Below are 25,596 nucleotides of genomic sequence, written 5' to 3'. Positions count from 1 at the left end.
GTCCCCGAGCGGGCCCTCCCGTCACCTTCGCCGGAACGGGTGGTGCGTCACGCCGCTCGGGCTGGGCACGACCTCCGGGTGGAACCGGTCGAGCAGCCCGTCGGGGGACTCCCAGAACCGCAGTCCGGATCCGAGCTCCACCGGCGAGACCGCCACGTGCATGGTGGCGACGAGGCTTTCCTGCCGGCGGCCTCTCCCGCGGATGCCCGCCGTCACGGACACGCGGCTGACTCCGGGCGGCTTCAGAGCCGGTCGTAAATGGTGGCGAGCTGCCGCAGGACGTCGGTCGCGACGTCCAGGGCGGTGGTGTCGTGCCGGGCGAGTGCGGTGTCGAGTGCCCGGACCAGGGCGGCCTGGCGTTCCTGGTGGCGGCTCCGGCCGGTGTCGGTGAGGGCGACCAGCACGGATCTCTTGTCGCCGGCGGGGCGCTCGCGAGTGACGTAGCCGGCCGCGACGAGGCCGTTGACCAGTTGGGTGGTGGCGGCGCCGGTGGTCTCGGTGGCGGCGGCCAGTTGGCCGATCGGCAGCGGGCCGGTCTCTGCGAGGGCCCGCAGGGCGCGGGCGTGGGTGAGGGAGAGCGCGCCGGGGGTGCGGGTGGCGCGTCCGCGCAGTCGGGAGTCGGCGGCGCTGAGGCTGTAGGCGGCGCGCGCGAGCGAGTCCAGGGCCTGGTCGCGGGCGGCGCCGGACGGCGGTTCGGGCTGTGGCTGGGCCTGCGGCTGTGACATGGGGTGGTCTCCGGAGTGCGGGCGAGAGGCGAGTTGACAGGAGTTTAGCCTAAGTACTTAATAGATAAGTACTTAGCTAGACATTGCGGAGCGGGGTCGGGTACCCCGTCGAGAGAGGACACCTGTCATGACCGCACGATCCACCGGCCAGAGCTGGGCCCTGGACATCGCCCTCGCCCAGGGCGGCTTCGACGCCCTGCACCCCCAGGCGAAGGGCACCTTGGAGCAACTGGGCCACGACCACACCGACTTCGACAAGGTCTTCGACCTGGTCCGGAGCGGCGTGATGCTGCCCAAGGCGTGGGCCACCATCGCCGGCCAGGCCGAGGAGCGCGCCGCCCACCACGAGCGCGGCGGCTTCGCGCAGACCGCCGCCGACCTCTACGTGCGCGCCTCGGTGATGTGGGGCCGCGCCCAGTACTCCGTCTTCGACGCCACCGACCCGCGCAAGCTCGCCTTCCGCGAGCGCGCCAACCACTGCGTCGAGCGCCTGGGCGCGCTGCGCGGCAACCGGGTGCGCCGCGTCGTCCTCGACTTCGAGGGCAAGCAGATCTTCGCCCTCCTCCACCTGCCGGCCGGAGACGTCAGGAACGCCCCCGCGGTGATCCTCGGCCCGGGGATGGACATGATCAAGGAGGACTACATCCACGCGGCCGAGCGGTACTACACCTCGCGCGGCATCGTGGCCCTGTCCATCGAGGGTCCCGGCCAGGGCGAGAGCCGGGCGAACGGGCTGACCGTCGACCTGACCAACTACGAGCGCGCCATCAGCCGTTACATCGACCACCTGGCCTCGCTGCCGGAGGTCGACGCGGCCCGGATCGGCATGTTCGGCATCTCGATGAGCGGCTACTGGGGCTCCCGCGCCGCGGCCACCGACCGCCGCCTCGCCGCGCTGGCCGCCTTCGAAGCCGTCACCGGCGACTTCACCACCATCTTCGAGCGCGCCCAGCCCACCTTCAAGAACAACTACATGTTCATGGCCGGCTACAGCGACGAGGACGCCTTCGACCGCGACCTGGTCGCCCGCATGCCGTTGGGCGACCTCGTCCGGGAGATCGCCTGCCCGGTCCTCTACGGCATCGGCGAGTTCGACGAACTCACCGTGTTGGAGGAGGCGCTGGCCAACTACGAGCGGGTCCGCGCCCCCAAGGAGATCCGCGTCTACGAGAACGAGTTCCACCCGCTGGGCGGCACCGCCGCCGAGGTGTTCCGGTTCGGCGCCGAGTGGGTCGAGCGCGCCCTGAACGGGGAGTTCGCCGAGCCGGGCCGCGACGTGCGCCACTACGTCCACGACGACGGCCGCACCACCGACGGCACCGCCGACCCCACCTGGTGGCTCGGCACCGTCCCCACCCGGATCAGCGACGCCCGCCGGGCGTAGCAGGCAGGCTCAGCCGAACGGGCCGCGCGGGAACCACGGATCGCGGACCTCCCGGGGCCCGTACGGCGTCAGCGGGGTCAGGGTGTACGGCGAGGCCGCGTACTCGGTCAGCTGCACCGCGCCGTGCATCAGCAGCAGGTCGTGGGCGCCGGGCAGCCGCCCGTCCGGTGCGGCGAGCGGGCCGACCCGCCGGCGCGGTCCGTCGTGCGGGTCCTCGGCGGTGCGCCGGGCGTGGCTTCCGGAAGGTACGACGGTCACAGCGGGCTCAAGACGGTGGCGTCAGTTCGGCCGACGGCTCCACCCTGCGCCCGGCCGGCGCCACCCGGCTACGGCCGTCGGGCGCGTCCACCCGGGACCAAAGGCTCAACCCGCGCGGCGCCCTGCCCCCGACCCGTCCACCCGGCCGCCGCTGCTCCCGGCCCGAGGTGCGCCCGTTCGCACCCGGTGTGAGAGTGGGGGCAGCCCGGCATTCCGTCATTCCCTCCGGAGGAGGAGCCATGGGCATCTTCGACAGGTTGTTCCACCGCGCGCCGCACGAGGCCGGCGGGCCGGACGCCTCCCAGCGGGCCGCCCTCGCCCACGACGAGGCCGTCGACGCGTTCGGCGACGAGGTCGAGCGCACCCGCGAGACCCAGGACCGGCTCACCCACGACCGGCTCACCCGGGACCGGCTCTCCCAGGAGGAGGCCGACCGGCGCGCCGCCGAGAACATGACGGCCGAGGGCGATCCCTGGGACTGACCCGCCACCGGTCGTGGCCCCCACGTCCAGCGGCCCCCCGTGTCACCGCTCCCGCGGCGGCAGCGGGGGGCGCCGCAGGTCCGGCCGGGGCGTGGACTCCGGCGGGGGCGCCGCGGCGGGCGCGTCCTCCAGCAGCTCCAGGGCCAGTTGGACGGCGGCGACCAGTTCGGGGTGGCGTCCCCGGGCCCAGTCCCGCGGGGTGCGCAGCACGTGCACGTCGGGCTCGACGCCCCGGTTCTCCACCGTCCAGCCGAGGCCGCCGCCGAACCAGGAGGCGTTCTTCGGCACCGAGATCTGGGTGCCGTCGCCGAGGGTGTGCCGTCCGGACATGCCGACCACTCCGCCCCAGGTGCGGTTGCCGACCACCGGGCCGAGCCCGAGCAGCTTGATCGCCGCGATGATCACGTCCCCGTCCGAGCTGGTCGCCTCGTCGGCGAGGGCCACCAGCGGGCCGCGCAGTGCGTGCCGGGGCCAGCGGACCGGTTGGCGGTCCCGGGTGAAGTCCCAGGCCAGGACATGCCGGGTGAGCTTCTCCAGGACCAGTTCGGAGACGTTGCCGCCGGCGTTGCCGCGCACGTCCAGCACCAGTGCGGGCTTGTCCAGTTCGCGCCGCAGGTCCCGGTTGAACTGTGCCCAGCCGGAGCCGCCGAGGTCCGGGATGTGCAGGTAGCCGCACCGCCCGTCGCTGAACTCCCGGACCAGGGAACGGCGTTTGGACACCCAGTCCTGGTAGCGGATGGGCCGTTCGTCGGTCAGCGGGGTGACGGCGATCCGCCGCACCGGGCCGTCCGGGCCGCTGCGCAGGGCCAGTTCCACGGTGGTGCCGCCGGTGCCGGCCAGCAGCGGCAGCGGCCCGCGCACCGGGTCCACCGGGCGTCCGCCGACCGAGAGCAGTTCGTCGCCGTCCCGGACGCCCTGGGCGGCCAGCGGGGCGCGGGCGCGCGGGTCGGAGGACTCGCCGGCCAGCACCCGGTCGACCAACCAGCGCCCGTCGGGGGCACGGTGGGCGGTGGCGCCGAGCAGGCCGAGCGGCTGCTGGGCGAGGGAGGGCCCCTCGGCGCGCCGGGACGGGGTGACGTAGGCGTGCGAGGTGCCCAGTTCGCCGAGGAGTTCGCGCAGCAGGTCGGCGAAGTCGTCGGGTGAGCAGACGCGTTCCAGCAGCGGCTCGTACTGGGCGACCAGGGCGGGCCAGTCCAGGCCGGACATCCGCTCGTCCCAGAACTGGTCCCGGACGATCCGGGCGGCCTCGTGGTAGGCCTGGCGCCACTCGGCGGCCGGGTGCACGGTGTGGGTGATCCGGCGCAGGTCCACGCTGGTGCCGGCGGAGGGGGCGGCGACCGGGATCACCCGGAGCGTGCCGGCCGAGTAGACGGCGATCGAGCCGCCGTCGCCGGAGACCGCGTAGCCGTCCAGCTTGTCCACCAGCGTGCTGCGGGTGCCCCGGGCCAGGTCGAAGTGCTCCAGCGAGGGGCGGCCCGAGGTGTCCTCCGGGCTGGCGAAGGTCTGCCCGAGGGTGCCGGCGATCGGCCAGCGCAGCCAGACCAGGCCGCCGCGCACCGCGTCGGTGGCCGAGTACTTGGAGGCGATCACCGGGAACTGCAGCAGCCGTTCGGCGATGCCTTCGGGCTCGACCCGGACGGTGCCGTCGCCGCCGCCGTCCCCGCGCGGGGCGCCGTCCTCGACCGGCGCGGTGAACGGCGAGGGCGTGTCGGCGGTGAGCGGGACGAGGTACGGGCGGCAGCCGACGGGAAAGGAGAGGTCGCCGGTGTGCACGTCGTGGACCGGGTCGAAGCCGCGCCAGGACAGGAAGGCCAGGTAGCGGCCGTCCCGGGTGAACACCGGCTGCTCGTCCTCGAAGCGGCCGTCGGTGACCTCGGTGATCGACGCGGGCGCCTCGGTGCGGGTGAGCCGGATCCGGCGCAGCGAGCGCCCGGCGACCGGCTGGGACCAGGCGATCCAGTGCGAGTCGGGGGAGAACCGGGCGCTGGAGACCGGCCCGTACTCGGAGGCGGCGAGCTCGCGCACCTCGCCGTCGGCGGCGGAGACCAGCAGCAGCCGCCCGTCCGAGGCGGCGGCGGCGAGGCGGCTGCCGTCGGGGGAGGCGGTGAGCTCCAGGACGCGGCCGAGCCGGCCGGCGGCGAGGATCCGGTGGCGGTGCTTGTCTCCGCTGCCGGACCCGGGGGTCCCCTCGTGGCCGGGCAGCGGCATCACCTCGATCGCGTCGGCGCCTTCCGCGTCGGTGACCCAGGCCGCCTCGCCGGTGTGCCCGAGCAGCACCGGCAGCCGGGTCCGCACTCCCGGGGTGTCGGCGAGCGCGCGGGCCGGGCCGTCCTTGTGGGTGAGCCAGTACTGGCTGCCGCGCACGGTGATCACCCCGGCCCGGCCGCTCTGGTCGCAGGCGAGGTCCTTGACCTGCGACGCGGCGCCGACCTGGTACGGGCGGCGGCCGGCCCGGGCGCCGCCGAGCGGGACGTCCAGCCGGCGCGGGGCGGGGGCGTCCAGGCCGTCCAGCAGCCAGAGGTCGCCGGCGTGCTGGTAGACGATCCGGGTGCCGTCGGTGGCGGCTTCGCGGGCGTAGTAGGAGGCGTGGTCGGTATGCCGGCGCAGGTCGGTGCCGTCCGGGCGGCAGGAGTAGAGGTTGCCGATGCCCTCGTGGTCGGAGAGGAAGGCCACCCGGTCGCCGAGGGGCCCGGCGACCGGCATCGGGGCGGCGAGGTGCCCGGTGTGGTCGGGGAGGATCCGCTCGCCGTCCGCCCAGAGCCGGCCGACGGCGCCGCCCCGGTAGCGCTTCCAGGCGGCGGGCTCGTGCGGGGCGGCGCCGGTGAGCAGGACGGTCCGCTCACGGCTCATCTGGGCGTCGCCGACCGGGCCCCAGGGCATACGCCGGCCGGGGGAACCGTCCGGGGGCAGGGCGTGCGCCCAGGTGTAGTGGCCGAAGGGCTCGTGGAAGGAGGTGACGGCGAGCACCTCGCCGTTTGGCAGCCAGCCGCGCACCCGGGTGTCCTGGCTGCCCCAGAAGCTGAGCCGGCGGGCCTCGCCGCCGTCGACCGGGGCGGTCCACACCTCGGGGGTGAGGCTCAGCCAGCTGGTCCAGGCGAGGGTGGTGCCGTCGGGGGAGAAGCGGGGGTGGCTGACCCGGGTACGGTCGCAGGTGACCCGCCAGGCCCGGCCGGTGACGGCGCCGCCGGTGTCCAGCGGGGCGATCCAGACGTCGTCCTCGGCGGTGAAGGTGAGCAGGTCGCCGTGCAGGTGGGGGTGGCGGAGGTAGCCGGGCGGGGTCACCCCTCCATCCTTCGACGGGGTGTCACACCCGGCAACCGGGACGGGCCGCCGGGGGCGAACGGAGCGGCTCCGCACGCCGACGGGGACCACGCTTGCACCTGACACCGGTGTGAGGTCCAACCATGGTCCCCATGGCGACCACACAGCTCCCGACTCCGGTACTCCGCAAGCCCTTCCCGCTCCCCTCCCTGCTCGCCCTGGCCACCGCCGTCTTCGTCACCGCGCTCACCGAGAACCTGCCCGCCGGGGTGCTGCCCGGCATGGGCGAGTCCCTCGGCGTCAGCGAGTCGGCCGCCGGGCAGACCGTCACCGTCTACGCGATCGGCTCCGCCGTCACCGCGATCCCGCTCACCGCAGCCACCGCCGGCTGGGGCCGCAAGCGGCTGCTGCTCACCGCGATGGGCGGCTTCGCGGTGGCCAACACGGTGACGGCGGTCTCCGGGAACTACCCGCTCACCCTGGCCGCCCGCTTCCTCGCGGGCGTCGCGGCCGGCCTCGCCTGGGCGCTGCTGGCCGGGTACGCCCGCCGGCTGGTGCCGGTCGAGCAGCAGGGCCGGGCGATGGCCGTCGCGATGGCGGGGGTGCCGGTGGCGCTGTCGCTCGGGGTGCCGGTCGGCACCTTCCTCGGCCGGATGTTCGCCTGGTGGGTGCCGTTTCTGGCCATGACGGCACTGGCGGTCGGCGTGGTCGGCTGGATCACGGCGATGCTGCCCGAGCAGCCCGGGCAGCCGGACGGCGAGCGTGCCCCGGTCCGGCACGCACTCACCGTGCCCGGCGTGCTGCCGGTGCTCACCATGACGGTGCTCTACGTGCTCGCGCACACCATCCTGTTCACCTACATCGCGCCCTTCCTCGACGGGGCCGGCCTCGGCGGCGCCACCGGCACCGTGCTGCTGGTCTTCGGCCTGGCCTCGATGGCGAGCATCTGGCTCACCGGTGCCCACATCCACCGCCGGCTGCGGCAGTTGACGATCGGCGGCGCGCTGCTGGTCGCGGTGACGGCGGGCGCCCTCGCGGTATGGTCCGGGAGCGCGCCGCTGGTGTACCTCGCGGCGCTGCTCTGGGGCCTGGGCTGGGGCGGTGCCCCGACCCTGCTGCAGACCGCCCTCGGCGACGCGGGCGGGGAGCAGGCCGACGCCGCCCAGGCCATGCTGGTGACCCTGTGGAACGTCGCGATGGCGGCCGGCGGAGTGGTCGGCGGCCTGGTCCTGAGCGGCCTCGGCACCGGCGCCCTGCCCTGGACGGTCCTCGCGCTGATGCTCCCTGCCCTCGCCGTGGCCGTCGGCGCCCGCCGCCACGCCTTCCCCCCGGTGCGCGGCTGACGTGCCGGCCGGATCCCATGGCCCGGTCCCGTGGTCCGATCCCGGCCGTACACAGCCCGAAGTGCCGGAAGGCCCCTCGCTTTCGCAAGGGGCCTTCCGGTTGTCTGTGCGCCGCCAGGGACTCGAACCCCGGACCCGCTGATTAAGAGTCAGCTGCTCTAACCAACTGAGCTAGCGGCGCCTGCTGACGTCGGAGACATTACCTGGTCAGCGGCCGAAACACACAATCGGCCCGGAGGGCGCCACGGCGGGCCCGGAGTCCTCGGCCGGGGCCTCACATGGTCAGCACCACCTTGCCCCGGACGTGCCCGGTGCCGACCAGCCGGTGGGCCTCGCCGGCCCGCTCCAGGGGGAGGGTCTCGGCGATCTCCAGCCGCAGTCCGCCCGCCTCCCACAGCCGGACCAGCTCGGCCAGTCGCTCGGCCGTGCGCGGAGCCCGCAGCTGCCGCACGCCCAGCCGCTGGGCGCCCGGGTAGTCGACCACGGTGCCGATCCGGTCCCGGTCGGCGACCAGCTCGACGGAGGCCTCCAGCGCGCCCCGCCCGGCGGCGTCGAAGGCGACGGTCACCCCCCGCGGCGCCGCCGCCCGGACCCGCTCGACCAGCCCCTCCCCGTACGCGACCGGGATCGCGCCCAGTTCGCGCAGGTAGGCGTGGTTGCGCTCGCTCGCGGTGCCGACCACGGCGGCCCCCCAGGCCTGGGCCAGCTGGACGGCCACCGTGCCGACCCCGCCCGTGGCACCGTGCACCAGGAGGGTGTCGCCGGGGCCGACCCCGAGCAGGGAGAGCGCCGCGTGCGCGGTCTGGCCGGGGGCGGAGAGCGAGCCGGCCAGCTCCCAGGGCATCCCGGCCGGCTTGGCCACCAGCTGGGCCGCGTCCACCGTGACCAGCTCGGCGTGGCTGTCCAGCACCCGGAAGCCCAGCACCTCGTCGCCGACCTTCCAGTCCCCGCTGTCCGGTCCCAGCCGGTCCACCACCCCGGCGAACTCGTTGCCGAGGACGAACGGCGGCTCGACCGCCAGCCCCGGCGGCCGGAACCCCTCCCGGATCGCCAGGTCCACCGGCTGCACCCCGGCCGCGTACACCCGTACCCGCACCTCGCCCGGGCCGGGCTGCGGATCGGGCACCTCGCCCACCCGCAGGACCTCCGGACCGCCGGACTGCGTCACGGTGACTGCCTTCATGTCTGCTCCCCGCCCCTGAACCGAACGTCGAACCTGGACCGAACGTCGAACCTGAAGCGATCCTCTGATCCGAACTGATCATCGAATCTGAACTGATTCTCGGACCTGAAGTCCGCTTGAGGTCAAGCCGTTATTCGGCGCGTCTTCACTGATGGGCGCATTGTCAGATTTATCTTGGGCGGCGCTCAGCCGTCCGTCGTCGAGAGGAACCTCCCCGTGGGCCAGCTGCCCCTGTTCTTCCTGGTGCTGCTCGCCTCCGTGGTCACCATGCCGCTCGGACGCAGGACGGGCGTGCCGCAGCCGGTCCTGATGACCCTGCTCGGCATCGTCATGGCGCTCGTCCCGCAGATCCCGGACGTCACCATCGAGCCCGAGCTGATCCTCCCGCTGGTCCTGCCGCCGCTGATCTTCGCGGTCGCCCGGCGCTCCTCGGTGCGCTACTTCAAGGCCAACGTCCGCTCGATCCTGCTGCTGGCCGTCGCCCTGGTGGTGGTCACCACGGCCGCCGTGGCCGGCACGGTGCACTGGCTGCTGCCCACCCTGCCGCTGGCCGCCGCGATCGCGGTCGGCGCGCTGGTCTCCCCGCCCGACCCGGTCGCCGCCGTCGCGGTCGCCGGCAGTGTCGGCCTGCCCCGCCGCCTGGTGTCGATCCTGGAGAGCGAGGGCCTGTTCAACGACGTCACCGCGATCGTCATCTACTCGCTGGCCATCGAGGCCGTGGTCAGCGGCGACTTCTCGGTCGGCCACGCGGTGCTGCGCTTCGTCCTGTCCGCGGTGCTGGCCGTGGTCGTCGGCGTCGCCCTCGGCTGGGTCAACGCCAAGCTCGCCGAGCGCCTGGACGACCCGACCCAGCAGGTCGCGCTCAACCTGCTGGTGCCCTTCGCCGCCTACACCATCGCCGAGGAGATCCACGGCTCCGGCGTGCTAGCCGTCGTGGTCTGCGCGCTCTACCTCGCCGAGCGGGCCTCCGACGCCGATGCCGTCTCCTACCGGCTGGTCGGCAACGCCTTCTGGGAGGTGGTCGAGATCCTGATCACCGGCGTCGCCTTCGGCCTGATCGGCCTGGAACTGGCCACCGTGCTCAAGGAGGCCGGCCGGGGCTGGACCGGCTTCCTCGGCGACGCCGCCGTGGTGATCGGCGTCGTCGTGGTGGTCCGGCTGCTCTGGCTGCTGCCGGCCGGCTGGGTGTCCCGGAAGCTGCGCAGCGGCGAGGACGAGGACACCCCGTTCAGCTGGAAGGAGAGCGTGGTCCTCTGGTGGTCCGGCATGCGCGGTGTGGCCACCGTCGCCCTGGCGCTCGCCATCCCGCTCACCCTGCACTCCGGCGCGGACTTCCCCGAGCGCGGCCGACTGGTCTTCATCGCCTTCAGCGTGGTGCTCTTCACCCTGCTGGTGCAGGGCCTGACCCTGCCGTGGCTGGCCAAGCGGCTCCGGCTGGACATCGACCAGGACGCGCACGAGCAGGCCGTCCGGCAGCTCTGGTGGCGGGCCGCCAAGGCCGGGCTCAGCCGGCTGGTCGAGCTGGAGAAGCAGGACCGGCTGCCGGCCGAGGTCGCCGACCGGCTGCGGGACCGTCAGCACGACCGGCTGGCCCGGCTCTGCCCGGAGAACTACGCCGAGGAGGAGGCCGCCGAGGCCAAACTGCGGCTGTCCCAGTGGCGGGCCGCCCGGGACGTCGAGCAGGAGATGATCGCCGCCTCCCGCCGCGAGATGCTCGCCGCCCGCAGCGAGCTCGGCGCCGATCCGGAGCTGGTCGACCGGGTGCTGCGCGGGCTCGACCTGCGCTCGGAACGGAAGTGACGGGCTGTCCGCCGTGGCGGGGCGGAATGTGCGCGACCGCCCCCGGGGTTGCATAGGCTGAACCCGGGCAGGCCGTCAACGGAGTCGGCGCACCACCAGTACCCGCACGACCTCGCGAAGCACCCTCACGCCTGGCCCTGCCGGTTTCTGCACCCAGATGAATCGAGGACCCACCGATGTCGGAGACCCGCGCCGGCGCCCGTACCCCGCTGGACCGCACCCCCCAGTGGGCCGCCCTGGCCAAGCACCGGGCCGAGCTGGGCGACACCCACCTGCGCGAGCTGTTCGCCGCCGACCCGGAGCGCGGCCGCCGCCTGACCCTGCGGGTCGGCGACCTGCACGTGGACTACGCCAAGCACCTGGTCACCGACGAGACGCTGGAGCTGCTGCGCGAACTCGCCGCCGCCACCGGCGTCGCCGAGCTGCGGGACGCGATGTTCCGCGGCGAGAAGATCAACAACACCGAGCACCGCGCCGTCCTGCACACCGCGCTGCGCGCCCCGCGCGAGGCCGTGATCGAGGTCGACGGCGAGAACGTGGTGCCCGCCGTGCACGCTGTCCTCGACAGGATGGCCGCCTTCGCCGAGCGGGTGCGCAGCGGCGAGTGGAAGGGCCACACCGGCAAGCGGATCCGCGCCGTCGTCAACATCGGCATCGGCGGCTCCGACCTCGGCCCCGCGATGGCCTACGAGGTGCTCCGCTCCTTCACGCAGCGCGACCTCGACGTCCGCTTCGTCTCCAACGTGGACGGCGCCGACCTGCACGAGGCGGTCCGCGACCTCGACCCGGCCGAGACGCTGTTCATCGTCGCCTCCAAGACCTTCACCACCATCGAGACCATCACCAACGCGGTCTCCGCCCGCGACTGGCTGCTCGACGGCCTGGGCGCCGGCACCGAGGCGGTGGCCAAGCACTTCGTCGCGCTGTCCACCAACGCCCAGGGCGTGCAGGACTTCGGCATCGACACCGCCAACATGTTCGAGTTCTGGGACTGGGTCGGCGGCCGCTACTCCTACGACTCGGCGATCGGCCTCTCGCTGATGATCGCCATCGGCCCGGACGCCTTCCGCGAGATGCTGGACGGCTTCCACCTCGTCGACGAGCACTTCCGCACCGCCCCCGCGGAGGAGAACGTCCCGCTGCTGCTCGGCCTGCTGGGCGTCTGGTACGGCGCGTTCTTCGACGCCCAGGCGCACGCGGTGCTGCCGTACTCGCACTACCTGTCCAAGTTCACGGCCTACCTGCAGCAGCTGGACATGGAGTCCAACGGCAAGTCGGTGACCCGCGACGGCACGCCGGTGGACTGGCAGACCGGCCCGGTGGTCTGGGGCACCCCCGGCACCAACGGCCAGCACGCCTACTACCAGCTGCTGCACCAGGGCACCAAGGTGATCCCCGCCGACTTCATCGGCTTCGCCGAGCCCGTCGCCGACCTGCTCCCGGGCCTGGTCGCCCAGCACGACCTGCTGCTGGCCAACTTCTTCGCCCAGACCCAGGCGCTGGCCTTCGGCAAGACCCCGGAGGAGGTCGCGGCCGAGGGCGTGCCCGCCGAACTCGTCCCGCACAAGACCTTCAAGGGCAACCACCCGACCACCACGATCCTGGCCGGCGAGCTGACCCCGTCGGTGCTCGGCCAGCTGGTCGCGCTCTACGAGCACAAGGTGTTCGTCCAGGGCGCGATCTGGAACATCGACTCCTTCGACCAGTGGGGCGTCGAGCTGGGCAAGGTGCTCGCCAAGCGGATCGAGCCGGTGCTGCTCACCGGCGAGGGCGCCGAGCAGCTGGACAGCTCCACCGCCGAGCTGGTCGCCCGCTACCGCGCGCTGCGCGGCCGCTGAGCCCCGGCCGGGCCGTCCGCTCCGGCGGGCGGCCCGGTCCGTTTCTCCCGAGGCCGGAAATGCCGGAAGGCCCCTCGCTTTCGCAAGGGGCCTTCCGGCTGTCTGTGCGCCGCCAGGGACTCGAACCCCGGACCCGCTGATTAAGAGTCAGCTGCTCTAACCAACTGAGCTAGCGGCGCCTGCTGACAGAGAAGACTGTAGCAGCGCCGTGCGGCCGAGCCAAAATCGAATACCGGTCGCTCCGTGTTCACCCGCCGGTCACGACGGCCGCCCCGGCGGGCACCGGTACGCCCGGCTCGCGCGCCGCCCGGACGCAGGCCCACAGCACCACCGAGGCGCCGGGCAGCCAGGGTTCCCGGTCCTCCGGGGCGACGATCCACCGGCCGGCCCCCTGGCCGGGGGAGTCCGGGCTGTTCACCATGCGCTGCAGCGGCGGCACGGTCACCGCGTCGCCCTTGCCGTGGCACAGCAGCGGCGGCACGTCCCGCGCCCACTCCTCCCAGGCCAGCAGCCGGCGCAGCCGGGGTGCCGCGCCCGGCTGGACGAACAGCAGGGTCCGCCCCCGGTAGGCCGCGACCGGGCCGCAGCCCGGGCCGGAGGCCCACAGTTCGTCCAGCACCCGGCGGCCGAACAGCGCCGGCATGCTGATCACGTCGAAGGCGCGCCCGCAGGGCAGCACCGAGGGCGCCCACGGGCGGGTCTCCCAGAGGGCGCGCATGCTGCGCGGGTACTCACTGGCGGAGGCGAGCCAGGCCTCCCCGGCCACGCTGACGTACTCCACCGACTGATGCGTCCAGATGTCCACGCACAGCAGCGTGCGCCGTGTGTGCCCCCGGCACGGCGGAAAGGGCGGTTCGCCGGACAGGGCGGCGGGGAATCGCGTACCCTCCGCCGCTGGCATATGCCGGAGGCCCGGGAAATCAGTCCTCGTGGCGGCGCGGCTGGAGCAGGGTGCGGCCGTACTCGATCATCTTGGCGGCGTAGTCCGGGGTCCAGTCCGCCCGTTCGGCGACGTCGGCGTCCGACAGCGCGTCGAACCGGCGCGGATCGGCCAGCTGGGCGGCGGCGACCGCCTGGAAGTCGGTGGCCCGTTCGGCGGCCGCCCGGAAGGCCAGGGCCAGCTCGGTGGAGCGGCGCAGCAGCTCCGCCGGGTCCTCGATCGACTCCAGATCGAAGAATCGTTCCGGCTCCGGTTCGGCGGACTGCGGCTCGAACAGCAGCTGCGCCGGACGCACGCGCCTGGTGGGCTCGGTCGACTCTGCAGGGGAGTCGGGCATGGACGGACACCTCCGGGGTCTCGATGGGGCGGGCGAAGCTGCTCCGGGCTGCGCCGCCCGGGTTGTGGCCGTCGTCCATTGTCTCGCGGCGGCGGCCGGTAACGGAACGGTGCGCGTGCGGGCGCTATTCCCCGGCGCGCGCCGGGGGGCGTGCCTCGTGCGCCGCGTGACCTGGTCGTATGCGAATCGGTTGGCAGGGCATTCGGTCTTATCAGCCACTCACAGAACCGGGAGATCCGCATGCGTATGCGCAAGGTCCTGCCCGTCGGCGTCCTGCTGGCCACCCCCGCCCTCCTCGGTCTGGCCTCGGCGGCGCCGGCCTCCGCCGCCGAGACGGCGAAGGTCGTGGTCGGGCAGCCGAGCAACCCCGGCGGCTTCTCGACGGCGACCTGCCCGAGCGGCACCCACCTGACCGGCGGCGGCTACCGGCTCCAGCCCGACGCGGAGGGCCCGGTCCGCGCCAACGGGCCGACCCTCGACGCGACCGGGTGGAGGGCGCAGGCCGAGCGGGGGTCCGTCGTGGCCTACGCCGTCTGCGAGACCGAGGACTGACCCGCCGGCCCGCTAGCGCAGGTGGACCCGGTGGCCGCTCAGGTGGTGCAGCACCTGGTGGTTGGCCTCCCAGCCGTCCGGGAAGGCCACCGGGACGCCCAACTGCACCGGCTCGGTTGCCGGGTGCTCGTCCAGCAACTCGGCGATCCCGGCCCGCGCCACCACGATGCAGGCGTGCCGGTGGCGGGAGGCGAGCACGCAGAGCCGGCCGGTCTCCAGGTGGAAGGCGGTCGCGTCCGGGCGGCCGGAGAGCGGGTGCAGCACCACCGTGACGTCGTACTCGCGGCCCTGCAGCCGGTTGGCGGTGTCCACCGTCACGGCGGGCCCGGCCGCGCCGTCCACCGGGACGCGCGCCTTGAGCAGGGCCGCGCGCACCGCCGCCGCCTGGTCGCGGTGGGCGGTGCCGACGGCGATCCGGTCCGCGGTGAGCGGTGCCTCGCCCTGCTCGGAGTGCGCGGTCAGCCCGCGCTCCAGCAGCCGGCGCACGGTCGCCGCGACCGCCGCCACGGCCTGCGGGTCGGTCCGCACGGTGTGCCGGGCGGGCAGCTCCAGCAGCGCCCAGCCGTGCTCGGCGGCCCGGTCGATCGCCGCGTCCAGCGCCGAGCCGTCGGGGCGGACGGCGGCCGTCAGCCGGCGGTCGTCCGGCCCGGTGCCGGAACGGAACGGCGTATACGGGTAGAAGGCCTGGGAGATCAGTGGCGCAGCGCTGGCGGGCAGCCGCCAGGAGACCGGCAGCCGGTGCGGCTCGATCTGCGGGTTGTGCGCCAGCAAGGTGACCACGGCGCTGCCGGACGGGTCGTACGACAGGCCGGCCCACTGCTCGGTTCCGACCACCGTGAACGGGTCCAACTGGCCCGGGTCGCCGACGAACAGCGCCCGCTCGAACAGCCGGGCCACCGCGAGCAGGGCGTCCGAGCGCATCTGGTACGCCTCGTCGACGATCGCGTGCCGCCACGGCGCCTCGGCCCGCACCCACTGCCACTTGGCGGAGGTGGAGATCACCACGTCGTGCTCGACCAGGTCGGCGACCTTGTCGGAGGGCGTGACGTTGGCGTGCTTCAGCACCTCCGGACCCGGACGGGAATCCGCGGCGTGCAGCCGGCCGATCGTCAACTCCGGCGCCTTCTCGGCCAGTCGGCCCACCAGGTCGTCCACCTGGCCGTTGGTCTGGGCGACGATCATCAGCCGCTCACCGGCCTCGACCAGCTCACGGGCGGCCCGCACCACGAGCGTCGACTTCCCGGCGCCGGGCGGGGAGTCCACCACCACGCCGCGCGGGGCGCCGACCGGCGGGCGGACGGTCGCCGCCAGGATCCCGGCCACGGCGGCGTCGGCGGCCGCGCCCGGGGCCTGCTGGGGCGTCGGCCGGGCTGTCGGGCCCGGCTGGGGGGTCGAGATGGTCATCACTCCCACTCCTCGAAGGCGGACGGGGCGGCGGCGGACGGGGTGGCGGACGGGGCGAAGGCGGACGGGGCGGCGGCGGACGGGCCGGGGACGGGCGGGCCGCCGTGCGTCCAGGGGGTGTCGTCCGGCTCGGGCAGCGGCGCGGACTGGCGGACCGTCAACTCGAACAGGGTGAAGGTGACCGGCTCGCCGGGCTCGGGCAGGCTGCCCGGCTCCGGCTCCTTCCTGCGGCCCATGCCGGACAGCACCCGCAGCGTGATGGTGCCCTCGGCGGTGTCGACCGCCACGATCTCGGCCTTCTGCGCGGACGGGCCGTGCACCCGGTACGCCTCCCGGCCGAGGTCCGCGTGCGGACGGTCGGCGGTACGCAGAGTGACCAGCGGGCGGGGCTTGGGGGAGCGGCCGGTGGTGTCCCAGTCCGGCACCACCTCGGTCACCACGCCGCTGAACGCCTCACCGGCGAGGCGGTGTTCGGCCATCGCCAGCGGGTCGTCCAGCGCCTCCTGGACGTCCAGCCGGGCCTGCTCGCGCTCGCGCTGGGCGAGCTTGCGGGCGGCGGTGACGGCGTCGTCCTGCCGGGGCTGCGGCGGCTCGCCGGCCGCCAGACGGTCCCGGTGGCCGGTGAAGGACCAGCGGTCGGCGGTCCAGCGCTCCTCCAGGTGGCCGGCCGGCGGCAGCTCGCGCAGCAGGTCCAGGCCCTGCCAGACGTCCCGCCAGGTGGGCAGCAGGACGGCCGTCAGCGCCTCCTCCAACTGCCCGACCGCGGCCCGCACGGCCGCCCGGGCGCGCTCGGCGGCCGCCTCGTCGCGCTGCTCGGTGCTGTGCTGCAGAGCGCCCACGGCGGAGTCGTAGCGGGTGATCGCCGGGGCGAGCACGGCCTCGTCGAAGCGGGGGTCGGTGGCCGGTCCGGCCGGCGGGTGCAGCAGCTGACCCCGGTCGTCCCGCGCGGACTCGGCCAGCTCGGCCGCCTCGGCACCGGTCAGACCGGCTGGCGGGCGGTGCCAAGCCAGCCGGGCCGCCAGGTGCTGGTCCTCCAGGTGGCTCTGGCCGGTGGCCCAGTGCCGGGCCAGCAGGCCGGTCATCGGCAGCAGCAGACTGGAGCCCGGCACTTGGGCGCGGTCGGTGAGATGGGTCAGCCAGCGGCCCAGCAGCGGCACCCGGACCGGCGCCGGGTAGGGGCCCGGCTCGGCGTCCTCGGCGGTGCGGCGGAAGCGGGTCGAGCGGCCGATCAGGGCGAGGTGCTGCACCCCCGCGCCGTTCGGCACGACCAGCTGCGGGGCGTCCGCGCACAGCTCGCGGAACACCTGGGTCTTCTCGCCGGTCTCCGGGTCCTTCTCGGAACCCTCGACCTGCTCGACGTCGTCGGCGAAGGACTCCAGGTAGGGCAGCAGGTCGGCGGCCAGCGCGGCGAGGAAGTCGAACCGCAGGGTGCGGTTGAGCGGCTGCGGCACCAGGTGCAGCCGGGGCGCGTCCCGGTCGGTGCCCAGCATCACCGCCAGCGGCGCGCCGGCCTCGCCGGCCGCGGTCAGCGGGACCAGCACCATCGGGCGGTCGGACAGGTGCCGGTGCCGGACGGTGGCCAGCGGCTCGGCCCGGCCGCTGCGGACGGCCTCCAGCCGGGCCAGGGTGGTCAGCAGACTCATGCGCCCGCCTCGCTGCGCTCGTTCATGCGTTGATCCCCAGCCAGGGCCAGGGCCTCCGCGCGGAGGGCGGCCGCGTAGGCCAGGCGCTCGGCGGCGTCGTCCGTAGCGCCGGTCTCGGTGCCGGAGGCTGCGGCCAGCGCGCCGGCGACCGTCCGGATGCTGCCCAGCTCGCCGCGCACGCCCCGGCCGAGCTGCTCGACCCGGTCGCCGCAGCGGGCCCGGGCTCGGCAGTGGAAGCCGAGCTCGCAGGTGGAGAGGCAGTCCGGGCTGTACGCGGCGGGCACCGCCTCGACCGAGGCGGTCAGCCGCTCGGTGGACCGCGTCGGCGCGCCCGCCTCGTCGGACGCCAGGTCGAAGTCCGCGTCCGGCGGCAGCGCGTCCAGCAGCCGGCCGATGCCGGTCATCCGGCTCAGCTGGCGGCGGGTGGTGGCCAGCTCGCGGCGGACGTCGACGGCGACCGCGGTCGGCCGGTTGCCGAAGTCCTTGGGGCAGACCAGCAGCACGCTCGTCCGGGGGCTGCCGGGCAGCCGCTGCTCGGTGTACGGGTCGTCGCTCGGGGGCACCCCGGCCGCTGCGGCGGCGGCCTGCTGGAGTGCCAGCACGTACACGGCGGCCTGGCGGGCGGCGGCGCCGACCTTGGCCGGGTCCGCGCTGCCGTCGACCACCGGGAATGACTTGATCTCGACCACCGTGCACCGACCGCCGTGCACCACGAGCGCGTCCGGCTCCAGGTAGGCGGTGCTGCCGGCCACGTCCAGGCGCAGCAGCGGGTGGTCGAGCAGTGTCCAGGCCTCCGGGTCGGCGGCGGCCCGGGCCAGCGCCTGGACTGTCCGTTCGGCGCGTACGGCCGGGCCGGAGCGCTGCAGCAGGTCCGGCACCTCCAGCGGGGCATGGCCGTCCGTCGGGACGTCGAGGTGGCGGCGCAGCGGCTCCAGCAGGGCGGCGTAGTCGTCGGCCTTCAGCCGGGACTCGAAGATCACGCCGCGGGCGATCGCGAAGGGGGACTGGCCGAAGGGGGCGGGGCGGCCGAGCCGGGCGGCCAGCGCCGATTTGTCGATCCCGGCCGCGTCGAGCACCGCGCGGCGGTGGCAGCCGGGATTGGCGGCGAGCGCGGCGAGGGAGCGGGCGTTCAGGCTGCGCTGCGGGGCCGGTCCGCGCAGCTCGGCGAGCCGCTGGGCGAGCGGCTCAGCGGACCCGCCGGGCGGGACGTTCGTCGAGACGTTCATGGTGCGGCCCAGTGTCGCATCCGGGTCCGACAACGTGGTGCGGACCGGCCGCCGGGCGACGCGGCGGGTGGCCGGAACCGGTGCCCGCGGCCGTCCGCACCGGCCCGCGATCGTGGCCGCAACCCGGGTGGGGGATCATGGAGCCCGGTGCTCAAGGGTGAGACCGACCGTTGCCGCCCCGTTGCGAGGAGCCCCCCATGCCCGCCCGAATCGTGCTGGTCCGCCACGGCGAGACCGAGTGGTCCGCCACCGGCCGCCACACCGGCCGCACCGACATTCCGCTGACCGAGGAGGGCCGCGCGATGGCCCGGGCCCTCGGTGCCCGCCTCGCCAAGGCCCCCTGGAACGGGCTGCCGGACGCGCTCGTCTACACCAGCCCGCTCGGCCGCGCGAAGGAGACCTGCGCCCTGGCGGGCTTGGGCGATCGCGCGGTGGATCGCCCGGAGCTGATGGAGTGGGACTACGGCCTGTACGAGGGCCGCACCGGCGTGGACATCCGGGCCACCGACCACCCCGGCTGGCTGATCTGGCGGGACGGCGTGCCCGGCGGCGAGAAGCTGTCCGAGGTGGCGGCCCGGGTGGACGCCTTCCTCGCCGACCTCAACCAGGAGCACGGCGTCCCGGAAACGGACACCACCGTGATGCACTGCGCCGACCAGGACGTCGTCCTGTTCGCGCACGGCCACCTGCTGCGCATCCTGGCCGCCCGCTGGCTGGGCCTGCCGCCCGAGTTCGCCCAGCGGTTCAAGCTCGGCACGGCGGCGCTGTGCGTGCTGTCCTGGGAGTACGGCGCCCCGGCCGTGGAGATCTGGAACGACCTCTCCCACCTGGACGGGCTGAACGCCGGGCACTGAACGCAGGGCACTGAGCGCCGGGCCGCCGTCCTGCGCCGGCTCCCGGCGCGGGCACTGAACGCCGGGCACGGACGCCCGCGGCGTCCCCGGGCGGCGGCCTCTGGCCTAGGCGGCGGCCGCCCGGTCGTACTCGGCCAGGAACCGGCGCACCTCGGGCACCGCAGCGTGCGGGCGCAGCCGACCGGCGGTGTCCGCCAGCATGCTCCGGATCCGGGCCGAGCGGACGTCGGCGAACAGCGCGACAGCGGACGAGCCGTGGTGGGCCGCGCCGGCCACGTCCCCCCGGCCGAGCCGGTCGTGGGCCAACTCGGCGGTGTACAGCACCCGGTTGCGGACGAATTGCGGCTTCTGCAGCCTTATGGCCAGCCCGGCCTGCTCGCTGGCACGGTCCCAGTCGCCGAGCGCGGACCAGCACTGCGACTGGAGGCCCGCGATCTCGGCCTCGCCGAAGAAGGACATCCACTCCGGATCGGCCTCGGAGGGGCCGTGGTCGAACAGCGCGTACGCCCGGCCGAGCGCGCGTTCGCAGGAGGTGCGGTCCTGCAGCACGGCCCAGGCGCCGGCCTCACGCATGGCCAGCAGGGCGAGCAGCCGGTCGGAGCCCAGCTCCCGGGCGGCGACCTGCCCGGCCTGGGCGGCGCGCAGCGCCTCGCGGGGGCGGCCGGCGTCCCGGGCGAGGAAGGCACTGTTGCAGAAGACGTGCGCCTCCAGCGCGGAGTCCCCGGCCATCCTGGCGGTGGCCAGCGCTTCGGCGTAGAGCGAGCGGGCGTCCGCGAGCCGGTTCGAGTCGTGCGCCAACCAGCCCACCGAGATGGCGAGTTCGCCGGCTCCGGCCTGCAGTCGGCGTTCCGTCTCGGCGCTGTACTCGCCCTCGTTGAGCAGCACGTACGCATTGCGCAGCGACTGCCCGGCGAGCTCGTACAGGGCGTCGGCGCCGTGCGCGTCGTCGGCCAGCCGGATGTCTCGGACGGCCTGTTCGACACCGAACACCTCGGCGGCGCCGACCCGCCGCAGCGGCGGCACCGGCCCGGGCCGGCCGGGCACCAGGGGGTCGGTCGAGAGCAGCGACGGTGCGGCGAACTCCGCACCGGGAAGGGCGCCTTGGCCGGTGAGCACACCGGAGGCACCGTCGGCACCGGCCTGTCGACCGGCGGCCACGGCCGACCGGTCGATGCCGATCACGGAGGCCAGCGCGGTGGTGCCGCCGGCCAGGAACGTACGGCGACGCACGTCGTCGTTCTCCTCGTCGAGATAGGGCGATCCATCGAGCCCCCGGGGCACCGCGCCAGGGCTCGGCCACGGGGGGCCGTACGGAGCGGTTGGATCCGCGTACGGCGAGGCAGCGTACGGGAGTTGAGTGGAAAGTGGTGAGCGCGGGGCGGGCAGGGGCGGGAGCGGCGGGTGGAGCGGAGGCGGTTCGGTCCGTCCGCCGCCGTCCGCCGAGCGGCGGCGGACGGCGGCCCGGGGGGCGAAGCCGAGGTCTTCGAGCGTGTGGCCCGGCCACATGTGCCGGAAGACCCGTTCGTAGGCGTAGTTGGGGCAGCGGATCTCACCGGACTCGACCCGTCCGACGTAGCGTGCGTCGCAGGAGACGTGCTCGCCGATCTCGCGCGCGGCCCGGCGTACCACCATGGCGAACTCGCCCGGCGAGCGGTCGCCGCGCAGCGCGCGCATCACGGTGTTGGGGAACGGTCGGTTCGGCTCGGCCGGTGGGGTGGCTGCCATGGCGCCGAGAGTACTAGGAGTCACCGACCGGCCACATTGGGTTGGCGGGAGATATGCTGACAATCCCGGGCAAAACAGGCGATGTTGCGGGATATCTGCCATGAAATGCCATGCCTTGCTGTAAGGCGCCCCGTGGCCTCAGGTGCATCCTCCGCGTTGTCCTGATACGTGGAAGCCCAGGCCGTCGCCCCGGCCCGTCCCAGCCCGGTGGCCCCTCCGGGCGGCTGTGCTTCCGGATCCGACGAGGTACAGGAGGGCCCATGATGGCCACCGGACTGCCGCAGCACCGACCCGTCGCGGGGGGCGTGCTCGCCGGCGCAGCCCCCGCCCTGCTGCCCGACCCCGCCGACGACCGGATCCCCGGCCGGGGCCCGGTCGAGGGCGGCCGCGCCTCCTGCGGCGGCCCCCGGCGCGAGCGCGCTGTCCCCGACGAGGTCACCCTCGTCACCGCCTGCGACACCGTGACGGTCGCCCTCCGGCACGGCCTGGAGGCCGTCGACATCCTGAGACTGCGCCGCGCCTGCGGGGCCGTGCTGCAGAGCCGCAACGGCAGCACCCTCTCCTTCCTCGTCCCGGCCGGCGCCTGGGAGACCTGGCACCTGCCGGGAAGCTCCTGTACGGCCGGCGCGCTCGTCCCCGCCGCCACCGACCCGCGCTGGGTGATCCCACCCGCCGGCTCGGGCTGCACCGCCCGCCCCACCGACGCCTGGGTACTCCGCTCCGCCCTCTGCGAGGCCGCCTGCACGCTCACCGCAGGCGGCCTCGGCCCGTTCTAGCGGGTGTGCCGCGCGGATCCCGCCGGGCCCGCGAGCACCGCTCGCCCCGCCGGCCGGGTCCCCGCGGCGCGCCCCTGAGCGGGGGTGTATCGCCGTGGTGGCGACTGGTGCCCCGCGCCGGCCGAGACAGGTCCCCCATGTCTGCGGCGGCAGCTCCTCCCGCGCCTGCGGCGGCAGCTCCTCCCGCGCCTGCGGCGGCAGCTCCTCCCGCGCCTGCGGCGGCAGCTCCTCCCGCGCCTGCGGCGATAATGGCCCTCATGGGACGAAGCAGCAGAGCCGCGCGCGGCAGCGAGACGGCGGTCACCACCGGCGTGGGCGGGCGCACCCACGCCCAGGGGCCGCTGACCCGTCCCGTCGGCTCCGGCCTGGCCGAACTGCGGCCCGACCGAGACCGACCGGCCGCCTGGTCGCTGCTGATCGACGGCGCCCCGCAGTCCCTGGTCGACCTCGCCGACCCCACCCACCTCGGCTTCGAGTACCAGCGCCGGCTCGGCCACCTGATCGACCTGGTCGCCCCGCCCGGCCGCCCGCTGACCGTCCTGCACCTGGGCGGCGGGGCCCTCACCCTGGCCCGTTACGTCGCCGCCACCCGGCCGCGCTCCCGCCAGCAGGTCGCCGAGATCGACACCGCGCTCACCGAACTCGTCCGCGCCGAACTGCCGTTGGAGCGCGGCTGGCAGATCAAGGTGCGCGGCGGGGATGCCCGCAGCGTGCTGGAGCGCACCCCCGAGGGCAGCGTCGACCTGGTCATCACCGACGTCTTCTCCGGCGCCCGCACCCCGGCCCACTGCACCACCGTCGAATTCACCTCGCTCGCCGCCCGCGCCCTCGCCCCCGGTGGTTGGTACACCGCGAATATCGCCGACGGCGGCGCCCTCCCCTTCGCCCGCTCCCAGGTCGCCACCCTCGGCGCGGTCTTCCCCGAGCTCTGTCTGATCGCCGACCCGGCCGTCCTGCGTGGCAAGCGCTTCGGCAACCTCGTACTCGCCGCCGCCCACACCCCCCTCCCGGCCGCCGACCTCACCCGTCGCGCCGCCTCCGACTCCGCCCACGCCCGCGTCGAACACGGCCGGACCCTCGGCGACTTCGCCGCCGGAGCCACCCCGGCGACGGACGCCACGGCCGCGCCGTCCCCGGAACCGCCGCCGGGCGTCTTCCACTGACGGACGCCGGTCGCTGTTTCCGCAGGCACCCCGAGAGAAGGCCCACCATCGGCGGAACGGTGCCGGCACGGCCGGTTCGCGGGCGACATCGCGCTCCCTGACGGCCGTAAAGTCATTGGCAGGCGACCGAGTTGCTCGCGGCCGCCCGTTCAGTGCCCGCCTGTTCAGTGCCCGCGCGGCAGCCCGCGGTGCTTGCACATGGCCGCCCCGGTGAGCAGCAGCCCGGCGGCGATGGGGGCGAGGACGGCGGTCGCGGTGGCGGAGCCGTCGGCCACGGCGGTCACCGTGGCGGTGTCGGCGACGACGAGCGTCTCCGGCGTCCCGCCGGCGCCCGGCACGGCGACCGCCGTGGCAGGGCCTGCGGGGGCCGGCGCGCGTTCGGGGTCGGCGGAGGTCCCGGCAGGGGTGTCGGCCTCGGACGTCTCCGGGGCCGGCGGAGCCTCCGAGGCCTCGCGCTGCCGCGGAACGGTGGAGCGGGTGGTGCCGGGCTGCGGCCGGTCGGCGGAGGGCAGTCCGGTGGGCTCGCCTTCGCGGGAGGCGCGGGCCTCGGCGGGCCGGGCCTGGGCGGGGACGGTGTCGAGCAGGCCGGAGGCGAGCGCGAAGGCGTCGGGCACAGCGGCCTGCTGGCCGGGCAGGGGCAGGCCACCGGCCCGGATCTGCTCCTGCAGGGTGTCGCCGACCGTCCCGGGGGCCCCTTCGACGGTGCCGCCGCCGGAGACTTCCCCGGCGAGCCCGGGGGAGCGGCGCGGCGCCCCGCCCGTCGACGGCCCCGGCCCGACGGGGTGTTCGGCTGACTGGCCGTCGAGCGCTGGTCCGTCGAGCGCCGGTGCATCGAGTGTCGGCCCGGCGGGCGCCGGTGCGCCGTACGGGGCGTGGTGCGCGGCGGGTCGGGCAGGTTCCCGCGGTGGGTCGGCGGAGGCCGCGTACGCGCCGGCTGCGCCGAGGCCCCAGAGCTGTGCGAGCAGGGCGCCGGCGGCCGCGACGGCGCGGGGGCGGGGCAGCCGGCGGGCGATGCCGCGCCGGTCTTCGGCGACGCCGCGGGGGACGGGTTCCTGGGGCTTGGTCGCGTGATTGGCTCGCACGTGAGTTGAGAACGAGCGGACGGGCGGTGAGGTCACGCCCAGCCGTCACGGACAGTCATCGTGCGAGCGGCCCCGGGGCGGCGTTCCCGGGGCCACCGACCGCGCGGCGGTCAGGAGTTGGGACGCAGGGTCCAGGTGACCGTCATCACACCGGTGACGGCGCCGTCGGCGCGGGTGATCTCGACGGTGACCGGGAACTCCGGTCGGCCGCCGGCGTCCAGCTCGGCGACGACGTCGGCGGCCGGGCGCCCGAGCACGGCGGTCGCGGTGACCTCGCCCATGGCGAGCTTCTTGTACGCGATCTCGGCGTTCACAGCCAGCGGCACGGCCCGGGACAGCTGGTCGCCGAAGGCGGCGAGCACGATGCAGCCGCTGGCGGACTCGGCGAGCGTGAACATCGCGCCGGCGTGCGGGCCGCCGACGTGGTTGTGGTACGCGGGCTGGTCGGGCAGCCGGAGCACGGCGCGCTCCGGGGTGGTCTCCAGGTACTCGAGCTTGAGGGTGTGTGCCATCGGCACGGTGGCGTCGAGCATCTGGCCGATCGTAGGTGTGGTCATGGCGACGATGTTACTAGCCGGTAGCTTCCGGCGGCAGGGGCCGAACGGAAAAGCCGGGCCACCGGGCGCAGTTGAAGGAACGCGAAACAGGGGGAACGCGAAAACGCCCGAGGGGCCGACCTCTTGAAGAGATCGGCCCCTCGGGCTCTGGGGTGAGTGACGGGACTCGAACCCGCGGCCACCTGGACCACAACCAGGTGCTCTACCAACTGAGCTACACCCACCATCTGTCCGGTCCGTTCCCGCTCTCGCGTTCCCGTTCCGACAGGAAGAACTCTACAGGATCCGAGAGGGTGCTCGCGCCAGGGTTTCGTTCCCCCGGACACGGGCACCCCCGCGGACCCGCAGCGGGTGCCCGCCGGGCGTCCGCTGCTCTCGGGATCAGCCGGTGGGGGCCTGGTACTTCCCGGCGATGGCACGCGCGGTGTCAGCGTCCGGACCGGGCTGCGGGACGAACACGGCCTCGCGGTAGTACCGCAGTTCGTCGATGCTCTCCCGGATGTCGGCGAGCGCCCGGTGGTTACCGCCCTTCGGCGGGCTGTTGTAGTACGCCTTCGGGTACCAGCGGCGGGCCAGCTCCTTGATCGAGGAGACGTCCACGATCCGGTAGTGCAGGTGCTTCTCCAGGGCCGGCATGTCCCGGGCCAGGAAGCCGCGGTCGGTGGCCACCGAGTTGCCGCACAGCGGCGTCTTCCCGGCCTCCGGCACGTGCTCGCGCACGTACGCGAGCACCCGCTCCTCGGCCTCGGCCAGGGTCACTCCCTGCTCCAGCTCCTCCAGCAGGCCGGAGGCGGTGTGCATCGCGCGCACCACCTCGGGCATGTTCGCCACGGCCTCCGCCGGCGGCCTGATGATGACGTCCACACCCTCGCCGAGGATGTTCAGCTCGGAGTCCGTCACCAGCACCGCGACCTCGACCAGGGCGTCCCGGTCGAGGTCGAGGCCGGTCATTTCACAGTCGATCCATACCAAACGGTCATTCACACAACTCACCCTACGGCGCGATCACGTGCCGCGGGGACCGGTGGAGCCGAGCGGGGTGCCGCGGCGGTGGCTTCGGCCT

22 protein-coding genes, 3 tRNA genes and 1 pseudogene are annotated in these 25,596 nt (G+C 74.6%); 9 read left to right on the top strand and 17 right to left on the bottom strand.

All coding sequences use genetic code 11. The features are described 5' to 3' along the window. Positions 1-21 precede the first annotated feature (21 nt). Positions 22-174: pseudogene (locus ACIBEC_RS24015) on the bottom strand (deaminase); the annotation flags it as partial. 68 nt (positions 175-242) lie between these two features. Continuing rightward, the gene (locus ACIBEC_RS24010; protein WP_360497114.1) at positions 243-725 is read right to left on the bottom strand and encodes a MarR family transcriptional regulator; all 483 of its coding nucleotides are present in this window, start codon (positions 723-725) and stop codon (positions 243-245) included. A 127-nt stretch (positions 726-852) separates the two neighbouring features. On the opposite strand from ACIBEC_RS24010, the gene ACIBEC_RS24005 reads away from it, so the two are divergent. Then, positions 853-2,109: an alpha/beta hydrolase gene (locus ACIBEC_RS24005; RefSeq protein ID WP_360497117.1), complete on the top strand. Its 1,257-nt coding sequence runs from the start codon at positions 853-855 to the stop codon at positions 2,107-2,109. 9 nt (positions 2,110-2,118) lie between these two features. Here the strand turns inward: ACIBEC_RS24005 and ACIBEC_RS24000 are convergent, their stop codons facing one another. Continuing rightward, positions 2,119-2,367: a hypothetical protein gene (locus ACIBEC_RS24000; RefSeq protein ID WP_360497120.1), complete on the bottom strand. Its 249-nt coding sequence runs from the start codon at positions 2,365-2,367 to the stop codon at positions 2,119-2,121. Between the two features lie 239 nt (positions 2,368-2,606). Between ACIBEC_RS24000 and ACIBEC_RS23995 the strand changes: the two genes are divergently transcribed. After that, entirely contained in the window at positions 2,607-2,849 is a 243-nt protein-coding gene (locus tag ACIBEC_RS23995; protein ID WP_360497123.1) for a hypothetical protein, read from the top strand. 42 nt (positions 2,850-2,891) lie between these two features. On the opposite strand, the gene ACIBEC_RS23990 is transcribed toward ACIBEC_RS23995, so the two are convergent. Next, positions 2,892-6,131: a S41 family peptidase gene (locus ACIBEC_RS23990; RefSeq protein WP_360497126.1), complete on the bottom strand. Its 3,240-nt coding sequence runs from the start codon at positions 6,129-6,131 to the stop codon at positions 2,892-2,894. Positions 6,132-6,262: 131 nt separating this feature from the next. Here ACIBEC_RS23990 and ACIBEC_RS23985 point away from each other — a divergent pair, with 131 nt between their 5' ends. After that, complete coding sequence (locus tag ACIBEC_RS23985) at positions 6,263-7,453, top strand: MFS transporter (protein ID WP_360497129.1); 1,191 nt, start codon at positions 6,263-6,265, stop codon at positions 7,451-7,453. Between the two features lie 107 nt (positions 7,454-7,560). On the opposite strand, the gene ACIBEC_RS23980 is transcribed toward ACIBEC_RS23985, so the two are convergent. Both ACIBEC_RS23980 and ACIBEC_RS23975 read right to left on the bottom strand, forming a co-directional pair. Further along, a tRNA-Lys gene (locus ACIBEC_RS23980) sits at positions 7,561-7,634 on the bottom strand. Positions 7,635-7,727: 93 nt separating this feature from the next. Then, positions 7,728-8,636 (bottom strand): NADP-dependent oxidoreductase, encoded by a 909-nt coding sequence (locus tag ACIBEC_RS23975; RefSeq protein ID WP_360497132.1) that lies wholly within the window; start codon positions 8,634-8,636, stop codon positions 7,728-7,730. Between the two features lie 216 nt (positions 8,637-8,852). On the opposite strand from ACIBEC_RS23975, the gene ACIBEC_RS23970 reads away from it, so the two are divergent. Together ACIBEC_RS23970 and pgi are read left to right on the top strand one after the other, a co-directional pair. Next, positions 8,853-10,436: a Na+/H+ antiporter gene (locus ACIBEC_RS23970; RefSeq protein WP_360497135.1), complete on the top strand. Its 1,584-nt coding sequence runs from the start codon at positions 8,853-8,855 to the stop codon at positions 10,434-10,436. Between the two features lie 176 nt (positions 10,437-10,612). Then, positions 10,613-12,274 (top strand): glucose-6-phosphate isomerase, encoded by a 1,662-nt coding sequence (pgi, locus tag ACIBEC_RS23965; RefSeq protein ID WP_360497138.1) that lies wholly within the window; start codon positions 10,613-10,615, stop codon positions 12,272-12,274. A gap of 105 nt (positions 12,275-12,379) precedes the next feature. Here pgi and ACIBEC_RS23960 read toward each other — a convergent pair. From ACIBEC_RS23960 to ACIBEC_RS23950, 3 genes are all read right to left on the bottom strand, one after another. Continuing rightward, positions 12,380-12,453: transfer RNA gene (locus ACIBEC_RS23960), tRNA-Lys, on the bottom strand. 68 nt (positions 12,454-12,521) lie between these two features. Continuing rightward, positions 12,522-13,079 (bottom strand): bifunctional DNA primase/polymerase, encoded by a 558-nt coding sequence (locus ACIBEC_RS23955; protein ID WP_396288811.1) that lies wholly within the window; start codon positions 13,077-13,079, stop codon positions 12,522-12,524. Positions 13,080-13,194: 115 nt separating this feature from the next. Next, positions 13,195-13,551, bottom strand: a complete 357-nt coding sequence (locus ACIBEC_RS23950) for a hypothetical protein (RefSeq protein WP_360497144.1) — start codon at positions 13,549-13,551, stop codon at positions 13,195-13,197. Positions 13,552-13,791: 240 nt separating this feature from the next. On the opposite strand from ACIBEC_RS23950, the gene ACIBEC_RS23945 reads away from it, so the two are divergent. Next, complete coding sequence (locus ACIBEC_RS23945) at positions 13,792-14,103, top strand: hypothetical protein (protein ID WP_360497147.1); 312 nt, start codon at positions 13,792-13,794, stop codon at positions 14,101-14,103. 12 nt (positions 14,104-14,115) lie between these two features. On the opposite strand, the gene ACIBEC_RS23940 is transcribed toward ACIBEC_RS23945, so the two are convergent. Genes ACIBEC_RS23940 through ACIBEC_RS23930 form a run of 3 tightly spaced genes read right to left on the bottom strand, consistent with a single transcriptional unit; the run spans position 14,116 to position 18,376 of the window. Next, a complete protein-coding gene (locus tag ACIBEC_RS23940; RefSeq protein ID WP_360497150.1) occupies positions 14,116-15,507 on the bottom strand; it encodes an AAA family ATPase in 1,392 nt (463 codons plus the stop codon). Next, the gene (locus ACIBEC_RS23935; RefSeq protein WP_360497153.1) at positions 15,507-17,150 is read right to left on the bottom strand and encodes a hypothetical protein; all 1,644 of its coding nucleotides are present in this window, start codon (positions 17,148-17,150) and stop codon (positions 15,507-15,509) included. Before ACIBEC_RS23935 ends, ACIBEC_RS23940 begins: the two co-directional genes overlap by 1 nt. Beyond that, positions 17,147-18,376, bottom strand: a complete 1,230-nt coding sequence (locus ACIBEC_RS23930) for a hypothetical protein (protein ID WP_360497155.1) — start codon at positions 18,374-18,376, stop codon at positions 17,147-17,149. The genes ACIBEC_RS23935 and ACIBEC_RS23930 overlap by 4 nt, the downstream gene beginning before the upstream one ends. Positions 18,377-18,573: 197 nt before the next feature. On the opposite strand from ACIBEC_RS23930, the gene ACIBEC_RS23925 reads away from it, so the two are divergent. After that, positions 18,574-19,230 carry a histidine phosphatase family protein gene (locus tag ACIBEC_RS23925; RefSeq protein ID WP_360497158.1) on the top strand — a complete coding sequence of 219 codons (657 nt, stop codon included), beginning with the start codon at positions 18,574-18,576 and terminating at the stop codon, positions 19,228-19,230. A gap of 105 nt (positions 19,231-19,335) precedes the next feature. On the opposite strand, the gene ACIBEC_RS23920 is transcribed toward ACIBEC_RS23925, so the two are convergent. Then, positions 19,336-20,955 carry a tetratricopeptide repeat protein gene (locus tag ACIBEC_RS23920; protein WP_360497161.1) on the bottom strand — a complete coding sequence of 540 codons (1,620 nt, stop codon included), beginning with the start codon at positions 20,953-20,955 and terminating at the stop codon, positions 19,336-19,338. A gap of 260 nt (positions 20,956-21,215) precedes the next feature. On the opposite strand from ACIBEC_RS23920, the gene ACIBEC_RS23915 reads away from it, so the two are divergent. Beyond that, positions 21,216-21,731 carry a hypothetical protein gene (locus ACIBEC_RS23915; RefSeq protein ID WP_360497164.1) on the top strand — a complete coding sequence of 172 codons (516 nt, stop codon included), beginning with the start codon at positions 21,216-21,218 and terminating at the stop codon, positions 21,729-21,731. Positions 21,732-21,988: 257 nt separating this feature from the next. Then, a complete protein-coding gene (locus tag ACIBEC_RS23910; RefSeq protein WP_360497167.1) occupies positions 21,989-22,894 on the top strand; it encodes a fused MFS/spermidine synthase in 906 nt (301 codons plus the stop codon). A gap of 164 nt (positions 22,895-23,058) precedes the next feature. Here ACIBEC_RS23910 and ACIBEC_RS23905 read toward each other — a convergent pair whose 3' ends face one another. The 4 genes from ACIBEC_RS23905 to orn form a co-directional block, all read right to left on the bottom strand. After that, entirely contained in the window at positions 23,059-23,976 is a 918-nt protein-coding gene (locus ACIBEC_RS23905) for a hypothetical protein (protein WP_360497170.1), read from the bottom strand. A gap of 110 nt (positions 23,977-24,086) precedes the next feature. Continuing rightward, a complete protein-coding gene (locus ACIBEC_RS23900; RefSeq protein WP_360497173.1) occupies positions 24,087-24,533 on the bottom strand; it encodes a DUF4442 domain-containing protein in 447 nt (148 codons plus the stop codon). A 148-nt stretch (positions 24,534-24,681) separates the two neighbouring features. Further along, positions 24,682-24,757 (bottom strand) — tRNA-His (locus ACIBEC_RS23895). A 157-nt stretch (positions 24,758-24,914) separates the two neighbouring features. Continuing rightward, on the bottom strand, positions 24,915-25,517 hold the full coding sequence (gene orn, locus ACIBEC_RS23890) for an oligoribonuclease (protein ID WP_360497176.1): 603 nt from the start codon (positions 25,515-25,517) through the stop codon (positions 24,915-24,917). Positions 25,518-25,596: the final 79 nt, after the last annotated feature.

The sequence above is a fragment of the Kitasatospora sp. NPDC051164 genome (genome assembly GCF_044455625.1).
In the GTDB taxonomy this organism is placed as follows: domain Bacteria; phylum Actinomycetota; class Actinomycetes; order Streptomycetales; family Streptomycetaceae; genus Kitasatospora.
Note: the sequence above shows the minus strand (reverse complement) of the source record. Positions and strands in the feature narration are given on the sequence as shown.